General features: G+C 38.8%; 26 protein-coding genes. 18 read left to right on the top strand and 8 right to left on the bottom strand.

All coding sequences use genetic code 11. The features are described from left to right. The 4 genes from trpA to BFP75_RS21860 all read left to right on the top strand — a co-directional run bounded on the left by trpA (window position 1) and on the right by BFP75_RS21860 (window position 2,878). Window positions 1–765: a tryptophan synthase subunit alpha gene (trpA, locus tag BFP75_RS12920; RefSeq protein WP_099545792.1), complete on the top strand. Its 765-nt coding sequence runs from the start codon at window positions 1–3 to the stop codon at window positions 763–765. Then, window positions 762–977, top strand: a complete 216-nt coding sequence (locus BFP75_RS12915) for a hypothetical protein (protein WP_099545791.1) — start codon at window positions 762–764, stop codon at window positions 975–977. The genes trpA and BFP75_RS12915 overlap by 4 nt, the downstream gene beginning before the upstream one ends. A 155-nt stretch (window positions 978–1,132) precedes the next feature. Next, window positions 1,133–2,635 carry a M20/M25/M40 family metallo-hydrolase gene (locus tag BFP75_RS12910; RefSeq protein ID WP_099545837.1) on the top strand — a complete coding sequence of 501 codons (1,503 nt, stop codon included), beginning with the start codon at window positions 1,133–1,135 and terminating at the stop codon, window positions 2,633–2,635. 99 nt (window positions 2,636–2,734) lie between these two features. Further along, entirely contained in the window at window positions 2,735–2,878 is a 144-nt protein-coding gene (locus tag BFP75_RS21860; protein ID WP_165776594.1) for a hypothetical protein, read from the top strand. Window positions 2,879–2,951: 73 nt separating this feature from the next. On the opposite strand, the gene BFP75_RS12905 is transcribed toward BFP75_RS21860, so the two are convergent. Continuing rightward, entirely contained in the window at window positions 2,952–5,498 is a 2,547-nt protein-coding gene (locus tag BFP75_RS12905) for a phosphoenolpyruvate carboxylase (protein WP_099545790.1), read from the bottom strand. Between the two features lie 275 nt (window positions 5,499–5,773). Beyond that, window positions 5,774–6,433 carry a uracil-DNA glycosylase family protein gene (locus tag BFP75_RS12900; RefSeq protein ID WP_099545789.1) on the bottom strand — a complete coding sequence of 220 codons (660 nt, stop codon included), beginning with the start codon at window positions 6,431–6,433 and terminating at the stop codon, window positions 5,774–5,776. Window positions 6,434–6,617: 184 nt separating this feature from the next. Here BFP75_RS12900 and BFP75_RS12895 point away from each other — a divergent pair, with 184 nt between their 5' ends. Further along, window positions 6,618–6,746, top strand: coding sequence for a 30S ribosomal protein THX (locus tag BFP75_RS12895; protein WP_099545788.1), 129 nt, complete (start codon window positions 6,618–6,620; stop codon window positions 6,744–6,746). Window positions 6,747–6,748: 2 nt separating this feature from the next. Here BFP75_RS12895 and BFP75_RS12890 read toward each other — a convergent pair whose 3' ends face one another. The 4 genes from BFP75_RS12890 to BFP75_RS12875 all read right to left on the bottom strand — a co-directional run bounded on the left by BFP75_RS12890 (window position 6,749) and on the right by BFP75_RS12875 (window position 9,665). After that, window positions 6,749–7,114 (bottom strand): hypothetical protein, encoded by a 366-nt coding sequence (locus tag BFP75_RS12890; RefSeq protein ID WP_099545787.1) that lies wholly within the window; start codon window positions 7,112–7,114, stop codon window positions 6,749–6,751. Between the two features lie 56 nt (window positions 7,115–7,170). Then, window positions 7,171–7,932, bottom strand: a complete 762-nt coding sequence (gene yaaA, locus BFP75_RS12885; RefSeq protein WP_099545786.1) for a peroxide stress protein YaaA — start codon at window positions 7,930–7,932, stop codon at window positions 7,171–7,173. Window positions 7,933–8,047: 115 nt separating this feature from the next. Then, a complete protein-coding gene (locus tag BFP75_RS12880) occupies window positions 8,048–9,076 on the bottom strand; it encodes an RluA family pseudouridine synthase (protein WP_099545785.1) in 1,029 nt (342 codons plus the stop codon). A gap of 1 nt (window position 9,077) precedes the next feature. Beyond that, on the bottom strand, window positions 9,078–9,665 hold the full coding sequence (locus tag BFP75_RS12875; RefSeq protein WP_099545784.1) for a PASTA domain-containing protein: 588 nt from the start codon (window positions 9,663–9,665) through the stop codon (window positions 9,078–9,080). 157 nt (window positions 9,666–9,822) lie between these two features. Between BFP75_RS12875 and BFP75_RS12870 the strand changes: the two genes are divergently transcribed. The 5 genes from BFP75_RS12870 to BFP75_RS12850 all read left to right on the top strand — a co-directional run bounded on the left by BFP75_RS12870 (window position 9,823) and on the right by BFP75_RS12850 (window position 15,541). Further along, a complete protein-coding gene (locus BFP75_RS12870; protein ID WP_099545783.1) occupies window positions 9,823–10,797 on the top strand; it encodes a D-alanine--D-alanine ligase in 975 nt (324 codons plus the stop codon). Between the two features lie 36 nt (window positions 10,798–10,833). Continuing rightward, on the top strand, window positions 10,834–11,292 hold the full coding sequence (coaD, locus tag BFP75_RS12865) for a pantetheine-phosphate adenylyltransferase (protein ID WP_099545782.1): 459 nt from the start codon (window positions 10,834–10,836) through the stop codon (window positions 11,290–11,292). A 174-nt stretch (window positions 11,293–11,466) separates the two neighbouring features. Next, a complete protein-coding gene (locus BFP75_RS12860) occupies window positions 11,467–13,317 on the top strand; it encodes a PAS domain S-box protein (protein ID WP_099545781.1) in 1,851 nt (616 codons plus the stop codon). After that, entirely contained in the window at window positions 13,304–13,708 is a 405-nt protein-coding gene (locus BFP75_RS12855; protein WP_099545780.1) for a response regulator, read from the top strand. Before BFP75_RS12860 ends, BFP75_RS12855 begins: the two co-directional genes overlap by 14 nt. Window positions 13,709–13,786: 78 nt before the next feature. After that, window positions 13,787–15,541, top strand: coding sequence for a M14 family metallopeptidase (locus tag BFP75_RS12850; RefSeq protein ID WP_099545836.1), 1,755 nt, complete (start codon window positions 13,787–13,789; stop codon window positions 15,539–15,541). Between the two features lie 33 nt (window positions 15,542–15,574). Here BFP75_RS12850 and BFP75_RS12845 read toward each other — a convergent pair whose 3' ends face one another. Then, window positions 15,575–16,165 carry an NUDIX hydrolase gene (locus BFP75_RS12845; protein ID WP_099545835.1) on the bottom strand — a complete coding sequence of 197 codons (591 nt, stop codon included), beginning with the start codon at window positions 16,163–16,165 and terminating at the stop codon, window positions 15,575–15,577. A gap of 7 nt (window positions 16,166–16,172) precedes the next feature. On the opposite strand from BFP75_RS12845, the gene pyrE reads away from it, so the two are divergent. Together pyrE and BFP75_RS12835 are read left to right on the top strand one after the other, a co-directional pair. Then, window positions 16,173–16,814, top strand: a complete 642-nt coding sequence (gene pyrE, locus BFP75_RS12840) for an orotate phosphoribosyltransferase (protein WP_099545779.1) — start codon at window positions 16,173–16,175, stop codon at window positions 16,812–16,814. Between the two features lie 3 nt (window positions 16,815–16,817). Then, window positions 16,818–17,210, top strand: coding sequence for an orotate phosphoribosyltransferase (locus tag BFP75_RS12835; protein ID WP_099545778.1), 393 nt, complete (start codon window positions 16,818–16,820; stop codon window positions 17,208–17,210). Here BFP75_RS12835 and BFP75_RS12830 read toward each other — a convergent pair. Continuing rightward, window positions 17,207–17,938 (bottom strand): biotin--[acetyl-CoA-carboxylase] ligase, encoded by a 732-nt coding sequence (locus tag BFP75_RS12830; RefSeq protein ID WP_099545834.1) that lies wholly within the window; start codon window positions 17,936–17,938, stop codon window positions 17,207–17,209. The two genes, BFP75_RS12835 and BFP75_RS12830, sit on opposite strands and share 4 nt — an antisense overlap. A gap of 93 nt (window positions 17,939–18,031) precedes the next feature. Here BFP75_RS12830 and rsfS point away from each other — a divergent pair, with 93 nt between their 5' ends. The 6 genes from rsfS to BFP75_RS12800 all read left to right on the top strand — a co-directional run bounded on the left by rsfS (window position 18,032) and on the right by BFP75_RS12800 (window position 22,901). Next, window positions 18,032–18,409, top strand: a complete 378-nt coding sequence (gene rsfS, locus BFP75_RS12825) for a ribosome silencing factor (protein WP_099545777.1) — start codon at window positions 18,032–18,034, stop codon at window positions 18,407–18,409. 9 nt (window positions 18,410–18,418) lie between these two features. Further along, window positions 18,419–20,422 carry an ATP-dependent zinc metalloprotease FtsH gene (ftsH, locus tag BFP75_RS12820; RefSeq protein ID WP_099545776.1) on the top strand — a complete coding sequence of 668 codons (2,004 nt, stop codon included), beginning with the start codon at window positions 18,419–18,421 and terminating at the stop codon, window positions 20,420–20,422. 62 nt (window positions 20,423–20,484) lie between these two features. Next, entirely contained in the window at window positions 20,485–21,096 is a 612-nt protein-coding gene (locus tag BFP75_RS12815) for an LUD domain-containing protein (protein ID WP_099545775.1), read from the top strand. 93 nt (window positions 21,097–21,189) lie between these two features. Next, complete coding sequence (locus tag BFP75_RS12810) at window positions 21,190–21,993, top strand: phosphatidate cytidylyltransferase (RefSeq protein WP_099545774.1); 804 nt, start codon at window positions 21,190–21,192, stop codon at window positions 21,991–21,993. Then, window positions 21,983–22,666, top strand: coding sequence for a phosphatidylserine decarboxylase family protein (locus tag BFP75_RS12805; protein WP_099545773.1), 684 nt, complete (start codon window positions 21,983–21,985; stop codon window positions 22,664–22,666). Before BFP75_RS12810 ends, BFP75_RS12805 begins: the two co-directional genes overlap by 11 nt. Further along, window positions 22,641–22,901, top strand: a complete 261-nt coding sequence (locus BFP75_RS12800; protein WP_099545772.1) for an acyl-CoA-binding protein — start codon at window positions 22,641–22,643, stop codon at window positions 22,899–22,901. The genes BFP75_RS12805 and BFP75_RS12800 overlap by 26 nt, the downstream gene beginning before the upstream one ends. Window positions 22,902–22,912 lie beyond the last annotated feature (11 nt).

The raw sequence follows: 22,912 nt of genomic DNA, 5'->3' as shown, positions 1-22,912 counted from the left end.
ATGAATAATAGAATAGTACACAAATTAAATTCGGACAAAAAATTATTGTCTATCTATTTCACTGCGGGCTATCCTTCCTTGAACAACACGGTACAAATCATTGAGGAGTTGGAAAGGAATGGCGTGGATATGATTGAAATAGGCTTGCCATTTAGTGACCCTTTGGCTGACGGACCTACCATACAGGAGAGTTCTACGGCCGCTTTAAAAAACGGAATGACCACGGAGGTCCTGTTCAACCAATTAAAGGATATTCGCAACACCGTTTCCATTCCCTTGATTATCATGGGCTATTTTAATCCCGTATTGCAGTATGGGGTGGAGGCATTCTGCAGGAAATGCCAGGAAATTGGTATTGACGGACTCATTTTACCTGATTTACCGTTGGATGTCTATGAATCAGAATACCGAGAAATTTTTGAAAAATACGGCTTAGTAAATGTTTTCCTAATTACCCCGCAAACCAGCGAAGAACGCATCCACCAGATTGATAAAGCCTCCAATGGTTTTATTTATATGGTAAGCTCCGCAAGTGTGACCGGCTCCAAATCGGGCTTTGGCAGTGAGCAAGAGGCCTATTTTGAACGCATTGCTTCCATGAATTTAAAAAATACACAGATCGTGGGCTTTGGGATTAAAGATGCGGAGACCTTTCAACAGGCCACCAAAAAGGCCAAAGGTGCTATCATCGGTTCGGCATTTATAAAATATCTTACCGAAAAAGGAGAAAAAAATATCTCTGAATTCATAAAATCAATTCGATGAAATTTATAGACGACTGGAAAATAATTATCCTGTTATGCCTTACTTTAGGTATGGCCCCTTTCTTTCCGGAACCCCATATTTGGGGAAAATTTAAATGGATTTTGGGCGGTGCCAGGGGCATGGCATTTATGGATTGGTTCGATGTCCTTTTGCATGGTTTTCCCTTTATCTTGCTAATTCGGAAAATTATTCTTTCCTTAATCAAAAAGTAGTTTCATTTGAATCCGTAGCCCTATCTTTAAAGATAATTTGAGTCGATACACCAAGCAGAACACATTTATGAAATGAGCCATAACAAGTCTTGATACTTACTGAGATGATTAATGGCGAATTGCATCTGACCTATAAAAACAATAAGAATAAACAGATGAAAAGAATTTTACCCTTTGTACTATTAATTGCTACAGTTTGCAATGTTACCGGTCAAGATGCGGTGTCCTTAAAATCTAAGGTGCGTAAAACCATTGAAGAATTGAAGGATTTTGTGGCCATTCCAAATGACGCCCTTAATGCGGATGACATAGATGACAACATACTTTGGTTACGCAATAAATTTAATGAACGCGGCTTTAACACAAGTATTCTTGAAACGGAGGGACTTCCCTTGTTTTTTGCCGCACTGCCCATTGACGATACCAAACCGACACTACTTTTCTATATGCATTTTGATGGGCAATCCGTGGACCCATCCAAATGGAATCAAAAAGACCCTTATGTTTTGGAATTAATGTCTGACAACGAAGGACAATGGCAAAAAGAGTCCTTTGATGCTTTGGATACGGATATCAACTATGATTGGCGCCTATTTGGGCGTTCCACTTCGGATGATAAAGGGCCTATTGTCATGTTCCTGAACACTATGGATTTATTAAAGGAAAACGATGTTGACCTACCTTTTAACATAAAGGTGATTTTGGATAGCGAGGAGGAGAAAAGCAGTGCCCCATTGCCAAAAGCCGTAAAAACCTATAGGGAACTTTTGGAGGCCGATTTTTTGATTATCAATGACGGGCCCGTACATGCATCTGGCAAACCTACCGTTGTATATGGATGCAGGGGTATCACCTCATTGTCACTGACTACATTTGGCCCTGTAAAACCACAGCATAGCGGACATTATGGAAATTATGCCCCAAACCCAGGTTTTATTTTGTCCAAATTATTGGCTTCTTTCAAGGATAACGAAGGTAGGGTAGTAATCCCTGGATACTACGATGGTATTACGTTGGACGATGCCACCCAAGCTATTTTAAAAAGCGTTCCTGATGACGATGCCGAGATAAGGGAAAGGCTCCAATTTAATTTGGCCGATAAAGTAGGGTCGTTCTATCAAGAATCGCTGCAATTTCCAAGTTTGAACATACGGGGATTGGGCTCTGCATGGATCGGTGAAGAGGCACGCACCATTGTTCCCGCAACGGCAACAGCTGAATTGGATCTGAGATTGGTACCGGAATCGGATGGAAACCGACTCAAAAAATTGGTCAAGGAGTTTATCAAAAATCAAGGTTTTTATATAACCGATACACTACCAACAAAAGAGGAGCGACTGAACCATGAAAAAATAATCATGATTACCGAAGGTTCCGTAACAGATGCCTTTCGAACGGATTTGGGCGATGCCTATGGAATGTATATTGTAAATACCTTGGAAACTAAATTTGAGCAGGATGTGGTGCAGATCAGGATTATGGGAGGAACCGTTCCAATCGCTCCCTTTGTAAACGAATTAAAAATCCCGGCATTTCTCGTCCCATTGGTGAATCCTGATAACAACCAACACAGTCCGAACGAGAATCTAAAAATTGGGCAAATTGCCTATGGTATTCAAGCCTATTATGCTCTTTTGAGTACTCCGCTCGTAAAATAAGTTTGGCTTTAACACCTACTAACAAAGGTTTAATGCGACCTTAACGGAGTTTGCCCTAAGTGTTTCTTATCTTACGTATGAACAATAAAAAGAAACACAATGGGAATTATAAAAGATAAAAGAAAATTTAAACGAACAAAGGAACAGGAAAATCCTACAAATCCTACTGGCAATACAAGAATCGATACCAATAAATTTGATATCGACGAAAAGACAATTAAAGACCAGCAGAACAAAAAATAATTGTCTGAATAATCATAACTGAAAAGCCCGGTTCCAAGAACCGGGCTTTTTTTAGTTTAAGAACAACATAATCTTATGCAGAATTTCTACTAGCGTTTATGTTTCCGTAGAGTGAACGTGTAACAATTTTTTCATATAATTCCTTATGTTCAGTACCCTGACTAATTTTCTGAAGTGCATATTGCTGGATGACCAATAAGGGCAACACTATATCTTCCCGTATTTTTATGGACTCCCTAGAAATAGCTTCCTTCTGCATTAACACTTCCATTCCTGATAATTGTAAGAGCATCTTTTTGGAAAGTTCAAATTCTTGGAGTAAAATCTCCCAAAATGCACCATATTCATCATCCTCCTTCATATAACTTGTGAGTTCAAAATAACATTTGGAGAGGCTCATCATGCTGTTCATCATCAAAGCCTGAAAAAATGGAACCTCATCATATAATTTCTTGGCTTCTTCAAAACGACCTTCATCCTCCATCTTTTTAAGGGCACTACCTATACCAAAATATCCAGGTACATTTTGCTTCAATTGACTCCAGGAACCTACAAAGGAAATCGCCCTCAGATCTGACAATTCCAGTTTTGCCTTATTTCCCCGTTTACCGGGTCTACTGCCAATATTCGCCTTGGTATAGTATTTTAAGGTACTCATGTTCTCCAGGTAAGGCATGAATTTCTCATGGTGTTTCAAGGCATCGTATTTTTCAAAACTCAACTCAGCGAGTTCCTCGATCAAGGCCCTGGACTCATCGGAGATTAATATTTCCTTCCCCAAAATAGAGTTGGAAAGTCCGGCAGTCAACAATTGCTCGCTGTTATAAATAAACTGCTCCTTAGTACCGTAGGTGCTTGTAATGGTCTGCCCTTGAATAGTCAATTGTATTTCATTATTGGCCACCTTACTGGTCTGCGCGGCATAAAAACGATGTGTCTTACCGCCTCCCCTTGCCGGTGGTCCTCCCCTACCATCAAAGAATATGGCAGCTACTCCATTATTTTCGCAAACTCCGGAAAGGGTTTCCTTGGTCTTTAAAATGGACCAATTTGCCTTCAGATATCCACCATCCTTGGTTCCATCGGAAAAACCGAGCATTATGGTCTGCTTATTGCCCCTGTTGGCAACATGTTCCCTGTACTCCTTTAAACCGAACAACTTTTGCATGGTGGCTTCAGAATTATCCATGCCTGCCATGGTCTCGAACAATGGCACTATATCAAAAGTTATTTTTTTATCGGCCCAACCACACCACCTAAACAGTCCGTATACAAAAAGTATACTAAATATATCCTCTGAGTTACTAATGATGTATCTATTACAGCCTTCCTCACCATTTTTTTCCTGGATAGTTTTCAATTGCGATATATTGGCTATGGTATCCTTTACAATATCCTCTGAAAAATCGTGGGCTGATAGTTGAAAGTTTTCGTGCAATAAAATCCTAACCAGTTCATCTTCGGTCAACTCGTTCAAATCCTCCTTTATGAAGTTTTTATGCTTAAGAACTTCGGTCATGACTTTGGTGTGCATACTATGATCCTGACGGATATCGATTGTTGCAAAATGGGTCTTGAAGATTTTGACCTTGTCAATGAACTTATCCAAATCCTTCAGGTACAAGCTATTGTATTTATCGATCAAGGCCTCTCGTATCTGTATCAATGGATTTATGATTTCATCGTACCCAACATCCTTGGTACTGTCGAACATTGCTGAATATAGATTGGAACGCAATTCGTTCATGGGATCTTGAACGGCCTTAAAGGTTAATTTGTGCTGTAGACGCTTAAGGTCGTTATAATAACACTTCATCAAGTTTAAGCGTAGCTCGTTCATAACATCTTTGGTAATGTCCGCGGTTACAAATGGATTCCCATCCCGATCGCCACCAGGCCAAAATCCTAGTTTTACAATGTTATGATTTTCAAATTTTTTGGAACCTGTACTACCCTTGATGTATGAGTACAAGTCACCAATAGCATCATAATACACATGTCTTAAAGTGTAAATAATGTTCTTGGCCTCATCCAAAGGGGTAGGTTTTTTGGCATTTATTAAGGAGGTTAGCCCCAATTGCTGGAGGGCCACGTCAATCTCGTCTATCCGATCCTCAAGAATCAGCGTTCGCAAATTGGTAATTATATCAAGAACGGCAGGGGTATAAAATTGAGTGGGATGCGCCGTTAATACGATCCTTGCGCTGAAATTATCTAGCTTTTCACCAATTTGGTCCCAGGCACCGTTACGCTCCACCAATTGAAAATAATCCTTAAGGGACAATGAACTGGAATGTTTTTGTAATTTTGGAAATGCGGCATCCTCCACACTATCATACAATACTACTTGTCGCTCTACATATTGGATCACGCGGAACATAAAGTCTATCTTTTCCTTTTCCGTTTCAAGGCTAACGAACTTTTCAAAGAACATGTCCAAAATTTCACGTGGGTTTAAGCCATTCTTTAGACCCTTTTCAGACTGGTCCATAAGAAGAGGGATTAACATACCCACGTTTTCTATATTACTATAAGGTAAATTTAGGAACAGACTATTGTATACATTAAATTTATTTTCAACGGATTTTTTAAATTCCTCCAATCTTTCTGATTGCTGCATAAATCACTTATTTTTTTGATTAATAACATCACTTTCCCACCTTCCTTCATCCATAAAGATCGATATTCTATAGAAATGGAAAGCACGAATATGCTTAAATAACAAAATAGATTTCCTTTACCACAAAAACAACAGTTTTGACAACAATAATTAAAGGAGACCGAAAATCCTGTGTAGTTTTACCTTGTAATCAAGTAAATAATTTTTTCATTTTCATATAGTGTTCTCGTAAAAGAGTCTTGCCGAAAAGCAAGGCTCTTTTTAGTTCTACAGAATTAGAAGTACTGAGCGTACTGCATGACCCTGTAATCCACCGTACTAAAATTGGGGTCCACCATTTTCAGTTTTTTATATTCAGGAATGCTCCCAACTGCCCGGTTTGCCGCCCCAGATGGTGCTATCAAGGACACGGTCGTAATTCTTAGATTCGTTTTTGGGTGAACAAATTCATGAATCCTAGGAACTTGGTCGGATTTCACGGTCAAATGCAATCCATGTTCCTTTAGATGTCTTCTAAAAAAATACTCGGGACCGTTCTTGCTATTTCCCCCAGTGAACAATAATGTTTTTACCGAAGGATATTTCTCCAAATAATAGAGTAGGTTACGTAGTTTGATATTTTGCATTCCCAAATCAGAGGCATCCACTTTCTCCCGTTCCGCGGAAGCAACAATATCACAGATTCCAATCTTATTCTGCATCAAAAATTCCTTTCGCTGCACAATGGCCTTCTCGGAAGTTTCAAAGAGCAGTTCCAACTTAAAAATTTCGTTCAAAATGGGCCATAATTGACCGTCCCTGCTGCCATAACAAAAATTTACATCGCCCTCTTTTAAGGCTCCTGTAGTGAATCTAGGCGGGGGAAGGGTGCCTACGATCAGCTTGGTAACACCTTTAAAAAGAAACGGATTATAAGGATGGGTGTGCAAGAACAAACCAAATAGTGTTAATTAAACGGTATCAAATCTATTGAAATAGAAGTTTAACTCCAATTTCGTAACTTTAAGAAATAAACAAAATGAGTACATCCAGTTGGGTTGTTGCAGGGAACAAATGTTTGTTTTCGATGCTACCCTTGTTGCAATTTAATCTGGATTATTAAGTAAAACTGAAAATGATATGGGAAAAGGGGACAAAAAAACAAAGCGCGGCAAAATTGCCAATAACTCCTATGGGGCCAGAAGGCCTAAAAAAATAAAACGAAAACTTACCGTTGAGGAGAAAATAAAGGTCGGGAAGAAAAAATAGAACTAATAATCTATCCTAAAGTTGAATTCCACCTGGTTTTCCTCATCCAGACCCAATTCATAGGTGTAAAAGCCTATTGGCAAGGAATCTATGGCCAATACTCCTGGAGTGTACTCAAAGCTGGTGGAATCAGAAATTATTGTCAATCCCATTTCTTCGGGAGCTGAGTCAAATTCATAATATTCGGAGAACTCCCCGGCCGGAATGTTCTCATATACCGTATCCTTTTCGTTGACCCTCACCTCGTTAAAATTTAAATCTGTATTGTTCCTAATGCGGATATTCACCATATCCACATCATCGTCACGATCGGTACAGGATAACAGAACTACTGAAAAAATTATGACTACATGTAAGAACCTTTTCATTCTTTTTATGTTAGGATACACTATACTAGCAGAACGAAAAGAAGGAAAATATATTATTAACGGATAAATACGGGCTCGTTTTCTTTAAGGGTATGTTCTTGACTGAACTGATAATCATCCAAATCAAATCCTTTGATATCGTCCAAACTTGATGCATTGGAATCCAAAATATAGCGTACCATGGAGCCACGGGCCTTTTTGGCAAAGAAGCTTATGACCTTTAAGGTATTGTTTTTCCAATCCTTAAAAACCGGAGTGATTACAGGAACTTTTAGATTCTTTTGGTCAAGGGCGCTAAAATATTCATTGCTGGCCAAATTCACGAACAACTCTCCTTCTTGCAATTCCTTGTTAAGATGGTCTGTCAGCTCCTTTTTCCAGAATTCATATAGGTTTTTTTTCCTTCCTACCTTTAAGGAGGTTCCCATTTCCAGTCTATAAGGCTGTATCAAATCCAATGGTTTTAGGATACCGTAGAGTCCGGATAGGATTCGTAAAGTATTTTGCAGATCATCCAATTTATCTTCCGTAATGGAATATGCATCCAGACCTTGATATACATCGCCATTGAAAGCATATACCGCAGGTCTGGCATTTTCCTCGGTAAAGGGAACAGAGAAATTTTGGTTGCGTTCCCAATTCAATTGGGCCAAATTATCAGAAATGGACATCAATTCTGAAAGTGCCTTGGGTTTTTTCTTGACGAGGACCTTGTTAAGCGTCTCGGCCTGTTTTAAAAATTCGGGTTGCGAAAATCTATCGGTGGGCAGAGTGCTTTCAAAATCAAGGGATTTTGCAGGAGATATTACAATTTTCATTTCTTTCTATTAATTCCGATGGCGTACATCCTATTCTCAATATCAAAAATATATGTTTTTTATCCGATGCAAAACAGATGGCAAAAAAGAGTTCTGATAGTCCTATCAACTACTTCTATAAACCGGTTAGGGAGTAATTCCGCCACTTTTCTATACAGGATTGCATATCCTCTGGAATTACGGAATCAAACCTCATTTTCTCGCCTGATACTGGGTGGATAAAACCTAGGGTCTTGGCATGTAAGGCCTGTCTTGGCAGGACCTTAAAAGCATTTTCAACAAACTGTTTGTATTTTGTAAAGGTGGTACCTTTTAAAATTTTGTCCCCGCCGTACCGTTCGTCATTAAAGAGTGTGTGACCTATGTATTTCATATGTACTCTTATTTGATGTGTTCTGCCGGTCTCCAATTTACAGGACACCAGGGTGACATATCCCAGGCGTTCCAAAACTTTATAATGGGTAATTGCTTCCTTTCCATCCTCCCCTTCTGGAAAAACATGCATTTGAAGTCGGTTTTTGGGGTTTCTCCCAATATTACCGATGATAGTACCCTCATCCTCCTCAACATTTCCCCATACTAAAGCAATATACTCTCGCTCAGAGGTTTTATCAAAAAACTGCTTGGCCAAGTGCGTCATGGCCGCTTCCGTCTTGGCAATTACCAACAGTCCAGAAGTATCCTTATCAATCCTATGGACCAGACCAGGCCGTTCACTACTATTGGTGGGTAAATTTTCAAAATGATAAATAAGGGCGTTTATGAGGGTGGCAGAATAATTTCCATGCCCGGGATGCACCACCATGCCCGCAGGCTTGTTCACTACCAAAAGAATATCATCCTCATAGACGATGTCCAATGGAATATTCTCAGGAACCAATAGATGTTCATGGGGCGGGTGTTCAAAAAGCACCTTGACTTCATCCCCTGCCTTTACCTTGTAGTTGCTTTTGACAATGGCATCATTAACCCAAACATGACCATCTTTCGCAGCTTGTTGTATCTTGTTACGGGTGGCATTTTCAACGAAGTTCATCAAAAATTTGTCCACCCTTAGAGGGTCTTGTCCTTTGGAGGCTACAAATCTGTAATGTTCAAAAAGATCATCGTTATCCTCTTGCTCCAAATTCGTTGTAGAAATCATATTATTCGGAATCTTCTTGGATGATGGCTCCTCCGGTCACTTTGCCGTTACCGCAAATCAATTCTATTTTAGAAGTTTTGGGAAGCTTATCCCCTGGCTTGATGTCCTTACCCTTGTATTTTATGTAATACACCATGTCCTTGCCAAGTTGATCGATATAGGTAACTTTTTGAACATCCAATCCAACTGCCTTCAACATGGAGGACGCATTCCGCTTGGTTACCTGAATGATTTTTGGCACCGTAACCTTTTTATACCCGGACGGGTTTACCGTAAAGTAAATCTTTCTATTGGTCTTAACTTTCGTACCAGCGGACGGATTCTGTTCTATTATTGAAAATCTGGGATACTCAGGATTGTAATTTGCGGAATCCACCACTTCATAACGTAATCCCGCGTTTTCGACCTTTTGTCGCATTTCCATTACTGAAAGTTTGGAAAAGTCCGGCACCTCAACAAACTCGCCATGATTGGTGGAACTGTTCAACCACCTGAAGACCAAGAAAATCAATACTGTTAAAACCCCTATGGCCAGACCAATTTGTATCAGGAAAGTTTTACTCTTTAAAAACCTAAAAAAATTTCTCATCTAAATCTTTGATTGGTACAAATATAGTAAATGCCATTTTACAAAAAGCCGGTTTAATAATTGGTCAAAAGGGATTTAAATCTTCGATCGAAAATTCTCCTCTTTTTTCTTTAACGGGAATAATCCATCTTTGTGTTATAAACCTCTAGTTTAATTCATGAAGAAAAATATAGCGATCATAATGGGGGGCTTTTCCAACGAGTACAATATTTCCTTGAAAAGCGGTAAGGTAGTCTTCGATTATTTGGACAAGGAAAAGTTCAACTGTTTTCCAATTCATATTTCCAAGACAAAGTGGGTGTTTGTAGATGGGAACGAAAATGAGACCCCTGTAAACAGACATGATTTTTCCATAGAAATCAAGGGTAAGAAAATCAACTTTGATTGTGTTTTCAACGCCATTCATGGATCTCCTGGAGAAAATGGATTATTACAGGCCTATTTTGAACTATTGAAGATTCCCCAGACTTCGTGCGATTTTTATCAAGCAGCACTAACATTTAATAAAAGGGATTTGTTGAGTGTTTTAAAACCTTACGGGATTAAAACGGCAACTTCGTTTTACTTAAACAAGGGAGATGAAGTCAATGAGGCGGAAATTATAGAAAAAGTTAAACTCCCCTGTTTAGTAAAGGCCAATAAATCTGGAAGCAGCTATGGTATTTCTAAAGTATACCAAAGGGAAGAGCTTAAAACAGCCATCGAATTGGCTTATAAGGAAGATGATGAGATAATCATTGAAGGTTTCTTGGATGGTATAGAGGTATCCGTTGGTGTGATAACCTATAATGGGAAAACCAAGGTTCTACCCATTACGGAAATTGTTTCCGAAAATGATTTTTTTGATTATGAAGCAAAATATGAAGGAAAGTCGCAAGAAATTACCCCTGCAAGAATTTCAAAAAGACAAGAAGAAAATGTAAGCGCTTTGGCCAAGAAAATTTATGAGGTCTTAAAGATGAAGGGTTTCACCAGAAGCGAATTTATCTTCGTTGGCGATGAGCCCTACCTATTGGAAGTAAATACGACCCCAGGATTGACCAAAGAAAGTATATTACCAAAACAGGCTCAGCAGGCAGGTATAAGTCTTGGATCCCTTTTTGAAAATGCCATACACGAAGTTCTGACTTAAAATGAGTATTTTTAAAGGGTATCAATAATTGCTTATATGAGGCGAGCCATCTTCCCGGGATCATTTGATCCCCTTACCCTAGGTCATCATGACATTATCATGCGTGGTATTACCCTATTCGATGAACTTATTATAGCCATTGGGAAAAACGCCGAAAAAAAATATATGTTTACACTAGACGAACGAATGTCGTTCATCAAAAAGGCCTTCACCAACGAACCTAAAATTAAGGTCCTTACCTATGAAGGACTAACGGTGGATTTTTGCAAGAAAGTAAACGCCAATTATATTTTAAGAGGTCTAAGGAACCCGGCGGATTTTGAATTTGAAAAGGCCATTGCCCATACCAATCGTAAACTTTCTGAAATAGAAACCGTTTTTCTGCTAACATCCTCAGGAAAGTCTTACATCAGTTCTTCCATTGTGAGGGACGTCATTAGAAACGGTGGGGATTATACAGGGCTGGTACCAGAATCTGTAAGAGTCTCGCACTAATTTTATTCTTGATTAAAATCAAATCCATTCAATAACGATTCTTATTTTCTTACACGGCGAATTTGTTGGATTTACGATTCCCATTTAATTAAATACCACAAATATTTGATGGTTCACAACAAAGTTTATCTTAAATTGTAGTCCTCTGATATATTTGTAAGAAATTACGTATATATGTTGCTAGGCCCTCAAATTAGATCCACTTCATATTTAATAAAGCAGTTACCCACACTAACTGTTTTTATTGATTGTGAATTTAGAATTATCCATGCTTCGGACAAATGGTTGTTTACGTTTGGCGAGAATAGTAACGCAATATTTGGACGAAACCTATTTGAAATATTCCCGGATCTAAGTATAAAATGGCAAACAGTTCTGAAAGAATGCTTTAACGGAAAATCCAACCCCATGGGTGTGCAGAAATTCAGGGATACCTTTCAAAAAGAAAAGTGGTACGAATGGTCCAATAACTGTTGGTACGATGAAGCTGAGAATATAGTTGGGGCAATCATTCAAATCATAGATGTAACCGAAGCAATAGAAAATGAACTGGAGCTTGAAAAAATCAAACTACAGTTAAAGCAACAATCAGAGATTTCCAAAACTGGCAGATGGGAATATAATATTATAAATGATACTGTGGAATGGTGCGAAATTACCAAGGCCATACATGAAGTAAATCAAGACTATGTGCCCAAATTGGACACCAGCATTCAATTTTATAAGGAAGGATATAGCAGAAATGCCATTTCCATGGCGATTTTCGAGGCACAGGAAAAAGGAACACCTTGGAGTTTAAAACTACAGATCATTACGGCATCGGGAAAAGAAAAGTGGATCCTGGCGGCCGGCAAACCTATTTACGAGAAGAGGAATCTTATTGGTTTTACAGGAACATTTCAGGACATAGATGAACAAGTTCTTGCCAACATCGAAATAAAAAAGAGTGAAAAGCTTTTAAGGACTTTGATAGATAACCTGCCTTTGAATGTCTATGTAAAGGATACCAATTCTAAAAAAGTATTGGTCAATAAGGCCGAGTGCCTTTATTTGGGCTCTAAAAATGAATCAGAACTTCTAGGTAAGGACAATTTTGACATTTATGATTATGAGACCGCCAAAAAGTTCACCGAGCAGGATATAAAGGTAATGTCCAGTTTAGAACCAATATTGGGAGAAGAGGTAGTCAGCTTAAATAAAAAGGGAGTGGAAACAACCGTTCTTACTTCAAAAATTCCTTTGCTCGACGAAAGGGGGAAAGCCAACGGCCTCATAGGTATCAGTGTGGATATCACCAACATAAAACAAAAGGAGAAAGAGTTACGAAACCTGATTGATGTTACTTCCCTACAAAATAAGAAGCTCATTAATTTTGCCCATATAGTCTCACATAACCTTCGTTCCCACACCGCGAATTTTTCTATGTTATTGGACTTTTTACAGCACGAGGAGGACGAAGAGGAGAAGACCAAATTACTGGGGATGCTCAACTGTGCTTCAGGAAGTCTATTGGAAACCATAGAAAATCTCAATGAAGTCCTCGCTATCAATACGAACGTCAATTTGGAAAAAAAAGTAATCAATCTACATGACAAGGTAAATAACGTAGCTCAAAATTTGGAAGAGTTTATCACCGAAAATAATGCCCACATTATAAATAACATTTTTGAAGACCGGACTTTAAAGGTCATACCACAGTACCTTGATAGTATTTTGATAAACTTTATTACAAATGGAATAAAATATAAACATCCAAATAGACAACCCAAGATCTCTCTTGATCTATTACAAAAAGAAAATCAAAGTGTTTTGATAATTGAGGATAACGGCTTGGGAATCGATTTAAAGAAATACGGCAATAAGCTTTTTGGTATGTACAAAACCTTTCATTCCCACGAAAATGCCCGGGGAATGGGCCTTTACATCACAAAAAATCAAATTGAGGCCATGGGTGGTAAAGTTGAAGTTGAAAGTAAAGTTGGAGTAGGTACCACTTTTAAGATTTTTTTTAATGAGGAAAATTAGATGTATCGGGATAGTAGATGATGATCCAATAACCGTTTTTGGTATACGGAAAATGCTGAACCAAGTAGTGGAGTGTGAGTGTATTGAGGCCTATAAAAATGGTAAGATAGCTTATGAGGCCCTTAACAAAAAGTTTCTGGACAATGAAGACATACCCCAAGTACTTTTCTTGGATATCAATATGCCCATAATGGACGGGTGGCAGTTTTTGGAGGAGTTCCTTAAACTACCCATAAAAAAGAGGATTCGAATTAATATAGTAACCTCGTCCATAGATCCTTTCGATAAAAAAAAGTGGGAGTTTTATAAAAATAAGACACACCATTTGATAACATTCAATAATAAACCTATCAACAAACAGGATATCGCAGAAATAACCAAGGTTGCCTAAATAGGGTGTTTGGTGTTTTTGGCTACTTTTGCAATGAGCACATCATAATTGTATTATTATCCGATGAAGTTTGTTGTCATGAAAAAGTTTTGTTTATCCCTTTCTTTAATCTTGGTCTTAGTCGCTTGTGAGAACAAAACGGAAGACGTTGCACTGGATTTCCCTACTACGTTTGAAACCTCGGGTGGCACCAGAACTGCCACCTATGAGGAGGCGATCGATTTCTATTTGAAATTGGCGAAAGAGTTTCCCGAAATAAATATCCAGACCATTGGCAAAACGGATAGTGATAGACCACTTCATTTGGTGACCTATAACTTGGATGGGGATTTCAATTTCAACAAAATAAATAAGGAGAAAACAGTTTTGTTCATTAATAACGGTATTCATCCCGGTGAGAGCGATGGAGTTGACGCAACAATGCTCTTATTTAGAGATCTGGCGAGCGGCAAAATACCTTCTCCAAAAAAAACGGTGGTGGTGACCATTCCAATATACAACATTGGCGGCGCTTTGAATAGAAACTCAACGTCAAGGGCAAATCAAAACGGACCCGAGTCCTATGGTTTCCGTGGAAATGCCCTTAATTATGATTTAAATAGGGATTTTATAAAGACGGATACCGAAAATGCCAGGACCTTTGCTCAAATTTTTCATTTAGTAAAACCGGACGTGTTTATTGACAACCATGTAAGTAATGGAGCGGATTACCAATATACCCTAACACATTTGTTTACTCAGCACAATAAACTTGGTGGCGAATTGGGCCCCTATCTCCATGAAACGTTCATGCCCGCACTGGTAGATTCATTGGCTGCGGACAATTGGGAGATTACACCTTATGTGAACGTTTTCAACAAACCCCCAGAAGTCGGATTTTCCCAATTTTTGGACCACCCAAGATACTCCACGGGATATACCACACTCTGGAATACTTTGGGCATGATGGTAGAAACGCATATGTTGAAACCCTACAAAAAAAGGGTAGAGGGCACGTATGGGTTGATGAAAAAAATGATAGCCCTTTCTGAAATACAGGGCGATAAGATAAAAGAATTGAGGAGCAGATCAAACGTTGGTTTTTTAGAAAGGGAATATTATCCCATTCATTGGCAGGTGGATAGTACTGAAACTACCAAGATTACATTTAAAGGGTTTCAGGCGGATACAATCCTTAGTGAGGTAACTGGATTCGAGCGATTAAAATTCAATCGGGAAAAACCTATATCGAAGGAGGTTACCTATTACGATTATTTTAAGGCAACGGACTCCATTAAAATTCCCGAAGCCTACATAATAAAAAAACAATGGAAGGAGGTAATAGACCTTTTGACCATTAACGGTATAAAATTGAAGGCTTTTGAAAAGGACACCCTAAAAAACGTTGAATCCTATACTATAGATAGTTTTAAAACGGCGAGCAGACCTTATGAGGGGCACTATCTCCATTACGATACCAAGGTATCATCCGCATTGGAAAGCATTGCATTCGAGGCCGGGGATATTCTGGTGCCCACACATCAAGAAGGTATTAGATATTTACTGGAAACCTTGGAACCCGCGGCAGTGGATTCCTTCTTTAACTGGAATTTTTTCGATACCATTTTACAACAGAAAGAGGGCTTTTCTCCATATGTTTTTGAGGATACCGCACTGGCAATGCTTCAAAACGATTCGGTTTTAAGGCAAGAATTTGAGTCAAAAAAACAGCATGATACCGAATTTTCAGAAAATTGGTACGCCCAGCTAGACTGGTTGTTCAAGCGATCAGAACTGTATGAAAAAGCCCATAATCAATATCCTGTTTATAGGGTGTTGGAAAATAGGGATTGAGGTCGTTGGATTCTACTGGGAAGAGAATCTGGCCTAATCGCCCTCGAACAAAATTTTAATGTTCGCATAGGAGTTTTGAAGGGCCTTTTGAATCTTTTTGGGCCCTTTCCATTTCACCTTTACGATTCCCTCCTTTTTCTCAGGTTTGAGCTTTCCAGAATAATCGGTCTTCATAGCGTACCAATGTACCTGTTTTAAGGTAATGATACCGTTATTCTTAAATATATGGTAGGTTGTCCTAAGAAAATTCTCGACCCTTATCCCTTTGACACCCGTCTCCTCCATAACCTCCCTAACGGCACAGTCCTCTATGGATTCACCTTTATCAAGCTTGCCCTTTGGCAAATCCCATTTATCGTTCCTGTAAATAAACAAGACCTTTCCCAATGGATTCGTGACCACACCCCCGGCGGCAACGACCAAGGGGATTTCCTGTGTAAATTTTTTTAGGATTTCTTCCGAATTGGGATGGTAGATATAGGCTTCGGTGAGCTTTTTCTTTTTTAATGCCTTAATGGCACTGTTGATAGATTCTTGATTCAGAAGAAAATACTCGCCACCAGCTGTTTCGGAGAGTTTATTTGTTAAAATCAGAGGCAGTTCATTGACAAAAACTTTATACATTTGCGACATGGTTTTAAACAAAAACACGGCTAAAAAAACAGCTGAGCTTCTGCTGCAAATTAATGCAATAAAATTGAAACCCGAAAATCCTTTTACTTGGGCCTCAGGATGGAAATCCCCTATTTATTGCGACAATAGAATTTTACTTTCGTACCCCAGTATACGGAACTATATCAAGGAAGAAATGGCCAAACAAGTTGAGTCCTTATATGGCAAGCCCGATGTTATTGCAGGTGTGGCAACCGGTGCGATAGGAATGGGAGCTTTAGTGGCCGATGCCCTTGGACTGCCCTTCATATATGTGAGGCCCGAACCCAAGTCACATGGTAGGCAAAATCAAATTGAAGGCTATTTGGAACCGCATCAAACGGTAGTGGTCATTGAGGATCTGATAAGTACGGGAAAAAGCAGTTTAAACGCCGTAGAGGCATTACAGGCTCAACAGGCCAAGATTAAAGGTATGTTGGCCATTTTTACCTACGGTTTTGAAACGGCTAACCTCAATTTTGAAGAAAAAAAAGTGGAACTTCACACCTTGAGCAATTATGAGTATTTAATCGAACAGGCATCGGAAACGAACTATATCAAAGAGGAGCAACTAAATACATTAATGGAATGGAGGAAAGATCCTTCGAAATGGTTACAATAAAATATGTTTATAGAATCGCCAAAATCAATTGTATCAAAAAGTAAGGAGGATACCTTCAATTTCTTGAACGACTTATCCAATTTTGAAAAATTGATGCCTGAAAATATTGATAAGTTTGAAGTGTTGAATGAAAACAGGTTCCTATTCTCGTTAAAGGGAATGCCTGAAATAGTACTGGAAAAAAAGGATCAAATACCTTCTTCCAAACTTGTTTTGGGCGCTGCCAGTGAGAAACTCCCATTTACCCTTACGGCAGATATAAACGAGTTGGAGGAGACAAAAAGTGAGGTTACGCTGAGCTTCTCAGGAGAGTTCAATGCCATGATGGCAATGATGATAAAATCGCCTATCACCAATTTCATGAAAACCTTGTCCTCCAATTTGGAGAAAATCTAGTAAAGTAAGGTAATTTCCTTTATATCAAACTCGGCAAGGCTGTCATCCTCTAATTGAACCCTTAATCTTCCGTTGCCCGATACACCTTGAATGATTCCACTGAACATTTTTCCGTCCCTAGATTGGAACGTACTGGCCACACCTTTTCTGAAGAGTAAGGATTGATATTCCTTAAATACATCCTCTGAATGTCCTGTTTCAAATTGGGCAAATCCCAATTTTAAATTTTGTAATAACCTCTGTAATACCAAATCCAAATCATACATCTGCCCGGTTTGATTGAATAAGGAAGAAGCTTTGGGGTTACCCGGAAAAGAGGTCTGGTTTACGTTCAACCCAATTCCAATGACCAAGGATTTCAATGCTGCCCCCACCAGGTAATTTTCTATCAAGATACCACAAATCTTCTTGGAACCTGACATTATGTCGTTAGGCCACTTTACCTTAATCTTTGGGATTTGAAATTCTGCCAAGGTTCTAAAAACAGCTATGGAAACAATCATATTGAGCATAAAATGCTGTTCCAATTGAAATCCTGATATCTTTTTTAATACACTGAAAGTTAGGTTTTTACCTGGTTCAGTCTGCCAACTACCATCCATCTGGCCCCTCCCCTTGGTCTGATGCTTGGCCCATACAACGGTATAATCATCGACAATATCCGTCCTAGACAAATCCTTTAAAAAGGTATTTGTGGACTCCGTGGCATCAAGTTTGATTATTTGCATAGTAATTTGTTTGGGCCAATCTTTAATCAATTATTAAAAACTAAGCCTTAAAGAGCAAAAAAACAATAACTTTGCAAAAACTAAAACTTTTGAATGCAGAAAAGGAAAACTAGTGCAGATGAGTTAATTGCATTGATTTTACAGGGAATAGAAGAAGTAAAAGGACAAAACATAAATTTACTTGACCTAAGAGATATTGAAAATACTGTTTGCGACTACTTTATTATTTGTAACGGTACTTCCAACACGCATGTGAATGCAATCGTTGGTTCCATCCAAAAAACAGTCAGTAAGGCAAGTAAGGATAAACCTTGGCATGTGGAAGGTACGGATAACGCCGAGTGGGTCTTAATGGACTACGTAAATATAGTGGTCCATGTTTTCCAAAAGCACATCAGGGAATTTTACGATATTGAAGGCCTATGGGGTGATGCCAAATTCACCACCATAGAAAGTAGCGTTAATAATTAAAAAAAAATAATGGCAAAAGAGAATAGTACGAGTCCCAAAAAACCAAAATTCAGCTCTTGGTGGATCTATGGTTTGGTAGCAGTATTGCTTATTGGATTTCAATTGTTCAGTAGCGACGATTTGGCAAGTACCAAAAAAACGACTACATCGGAATTACAGGAATATCTAAGAAATGGGGATGTTAAGAAAATATTGATCATTACCAACACCAATCAGGCAAAGGTATTTCTTACAGATGAGGCGATGACCAAGGAGGTTCATAAGGATGTTTCTGAAAAATCGTTTTTACCTACCTCGGGGAGTGTGCCCCAATACACTTTGGATTATGGCGATCTACAGATTTTTCAAAATGAAATCACCGAGATAAAAAAGGATAACAACCTTGATACCATCATTGAATTTGGAAAAGAATCCACTGCCATTTTAGACTTTTTACTTTCATTGTTGCCATTTGTTCTTATCATTGGTATATGGATTTACCTGATGAGAAGGATGTCTGGCGGCGGCGGCGGCGGAGCAGGGGGCCAAATTTTCAACATTGGCAAATCCAAAGCAAAACTATTTGATGAAAAAACGGATACCAGAACCTCGTTTAAAGATGTTGCGGGATTGGAAGGTGCCAAGGAAGAGGTTGAGGAAATTGTAGAATTTCTAAGAAATCCAGACAAATACACATCTCTTGGGGGAAAAATTCCAAAAGGGGCGTTGCTAGTAGGACCTCCAGGTACTGGTAAAACCCTATTGGCCAAGGCCGTTGCGGGAGAGGCAAAAGTTCCTTTCTTCTCACTATCAGGATCAGATTTTGTTGAAATGTTCGTGGGAGTAGGTGCCTCAAGGGTGAGGGACCTTTTCAAACAGGCCAAGGACAAATCCCCAGCGATTATTTTTATTGATGAAATCGATGCCATTGGTAGGGCAAGGGGCAAAAATAATTTTACCGGATCCAATGATGAAAGGGAAAACACTCTGAATCAGCTTCTTACCGAGATGGATGGATTTGGAACTAACACCAATGTTATCGTATTGGCGGCAACCAACCGTGCCGATGTTCTCGATAAGGCCTTGATGCGTGCAGGGAGATTCGATAGACAAATTTATGTGGACCTTCCGGATATCAGGGAACGAAAGGAGATTTTTGAAGTACACTTAAGACCAATAAAAACGGCCGAAACGTTGGATTTGGATTTCCTAGCTAGACAAACACCAGGATTTTCCGGTGCCGATATCGCAAATGTCTGTAACGAGGCCGCACTGATCGCCGCTAGAAAAGAACAAAAGGCCGTAAATAAACAGGATTTTCTGGATGCCGTTGATAGAATAGTTGGAGGTCTGGAAAAGAAAAACAAAATAATAACTCCCGGTGAGAAAGAAACCATTGCTTACCATGAAGCAGGTCATGCCACCGTTAGCTGGATGCTAGAGCATGCGGCTCCTTTGGTAAAGGTGACCATTGTACCTAGAGGACAATCCTTAGGTGCCGCTTGGTATCTACCCGAAGAAAGACTTATTGTAAGGCCGGACCAGATGTTGGACGAGATGTGCGCAACCATGGGAGGTAGAGCTGCTGAGAAAGTTATATTTGACAAGATTTCAACAGGTGCCTTGAGTGATTTGGAAAAAGTAACCAAACAGGCGAAGGCCATGGTCACAATCTACGGTTTGAACGATACCATTGGTAATCTAACCTATTATGATTCCTCAGGCCAAGATTCCTATGGCTTTTCCAAGCCCTACAGTGAGGAGACCGCTAGGAAAATTGACGAGGAAATCTCCAAAATCATAGAGGCCCAATATCAAAGGGCCATAAAAGTCTTGACCGATAACAAAGATAAACTTACCACTTTGGCCCAAAGACTATTGGAAAAAGAAGTTATCTTTAAAGAAGATTTGGAAAAAATATTTGGCAAAAGAACTTTTGATAAGGACATCCTAGAAGCTGAAAAGAATGAACGGGAAGCCTCTGAGTCCAAAAAAAATGCTGAAGAAGACGAAAAAGTAGCTGAAAATAGCTAACTATGTGTATCGTTCAATGCAATCAAAGGAGCAAAAGGGTTATTCGTAGATCAACGTATTAAATGGGGCTTTTAGATATCTTATTTGGTGGAGGAAAAAAGAATATTTCTAAGGAAACTGCGGAAACACGTGGTGAACATATGCCAGATCTGTCTCTCCCAGTAGACGAAAAATTCACCATCCATTTCAAAAAAAATGGCGGCAAGTTTATCTATTGCATATCTGAACAAGAAGTATTAAAGGCCATTTACAATATTATTGAGGAAAATGGTTGGGAAGACCACCCATTCTTCGCCATGAACCCCCAATTGGTCAAAAAGTTCTCCAGGGAAAATCTTTCATTTACAGATAATACAAAGGAAAGCGAAGTTTTTTTGACTACCTGCGAACACTTGATTGCCCAAAATGGCAGTATATTGGTCTGTTCCAATCAGTTGATGGAAAAGAAAGTAAATGAACTGCCCAGTAACGTCATCGTTTACGCCACAACAAGTCAATTGGTAGAATCCATTGGGGAAGGTCTCAAAACCATAAAAAAGAAATATGGCCCTTCTATTCCGGCGAATATTACTACACTTAAACATTTCAAAGCCACCGAAGAAAATTCAGACGATTTTCTAACGTACGGAAGTAGTACTAAAAATCTTTATCTTTTATTGCTGGAAGATTTATAGTATGAAATGCCTATTAGTAGCATATTTCAATTCCACCGTTCTTGATAATTCGAGCATTACATCTGACTTTTTATTAAGGTTAAATAGTTTCAGATGAAAGAGGTTTTAAGAAGATCACTTACGGGAGCAGTGTATATAATACTATTATTATCCGCTGTTTTTCTTAGCTCGGACGCTTTCGATTTTCTTTTTATGGTATTCGGACTTGCTTGTCTTTATGAATACAAAAGACTTGTGAAACTAAAAGGATATTACATTTTTTTGGCCTATCTCTCCCTTTGGTGGGCTTATATTTACTTGATTCACGACCAAATTCTGATAAATATCTTAATGTTTATCACGATTTTCATAGATGTATATTTATTGGTCTATTTATTTTCAAAGAATCAAAAAACATTTTCCACCTTTTATAAATTTATGATCGGGTTATTTTATATTGGAGGTGGATGCATCTTTCTTACAATGATTCCCTATAAAAATGATGCCTTTGCGAAACTTTTAATAATGGGTATTTTTATACTTATCTGGGTCAATGACTCTTTTGCCTATATTGTTGGGAAAACCATTGGCAGAACCAAATTGTTCCCCATAGTTTCTCCAAAAAAAACGGTGGAAGGAACGGTAGGAGGTTATATCTTTGCCTTAGGTGCAGCTTACATTATGGGGACGCAGGAGCAAATTATAGGACCGATCCAATGGATGCTCTTGGCAAGTGTAATCGTTGTTATGGGTAGTTTGGGAGATTTGATAGAGTCCAAATTAAAAAGAGCTGCAGGGGTCAAGGATAGTGGTGCCATACTGCCAGGGCACGGCGGTATGTTGGACAGGTTGGACAGTTTGGTTTTTGCCGCTCCTTTTGCATATTTAACTTTAAATATTTTTACCTATGTTTCATAGAGAAGGCCAGAAAATTATTTTAATAACTTTCTTTATCACGGCAATGGCTGTTTTACTGGCGCATTTCTATGTCAATAAGTCTTGGTTAAAGATTGGGATTCAATTAACGGCTCTGGTCATCCTCATCCTTATTCTTCAGTTTTTTAGGAATCCTAAAAGACGTGCGAACAAAACATTTGACGAAATATTAGCTCCTGTAGATGGAAAAGTAGTAGTTATCGAGGAAGTTGAGGAGAAGGAATATTTTCATGGGAAGCGTAAACAGGTCTCCATTTTTATGTCCCCTATCAATGTACATGTTACAAGGTATCCGGCCAGTGGAAGGGTAAAATATTCAAAATACCATCCAGGAAAATTTTTAGTTGCGTGGCATCCAAAATCCAGTGAGGAAAATGAGCGCACTACGGTAGTAATTGGGACACCAAAATTTGGGGATATCCTATTCAGACAAATCGCTGGGGCCATGGCAAGGCGAATCGTAAATTACGCTGAAGTAGGCGAAAGTGTGCAACAAGGGGAAGATTCAGGTTTTATCAAGTTTGGGTCACGTGTGGACGTTTTTCTCCCTTTAAACTGCCAAATAAACGTAACCTTAGGGCAAAAAGTCAAAGGGGCAATGACCTGTATCGCATCCTATGTTGATCCAAATGAGCAAGAAGAATCTACATACTGAATTTCAGGAGGCCGTTGCCTTTGTAAACAAGTACGAGTTTCCAATACCTGCGGATATTTTGCTTAAACTTTATGCCTATTATAAAGTGGCCAATAAAAATTACAACAATCCGGGAAGTAAGACACCTTTAATCAATGCCTTCAAGGCGAACGCCCTTATACAGGCACAAAATATCAACATGGAGGATGCCATGAAGGAATATATAAAATTGGTGGATAAGGAATTAAAATCCTAATTAAAATCAAA

This window comes from Maribacter sp. 4G9 (genome assembly GCF_002742265.1).
Classification (GTDB): Bacteria; Bacteroidota; Bacteroidia; order Flavobacteriales; family Flavobacteriaceae; genus Maribacter.
This window is presented reverse-complemented; position numbering and strand designations above follow the sequence as displayed.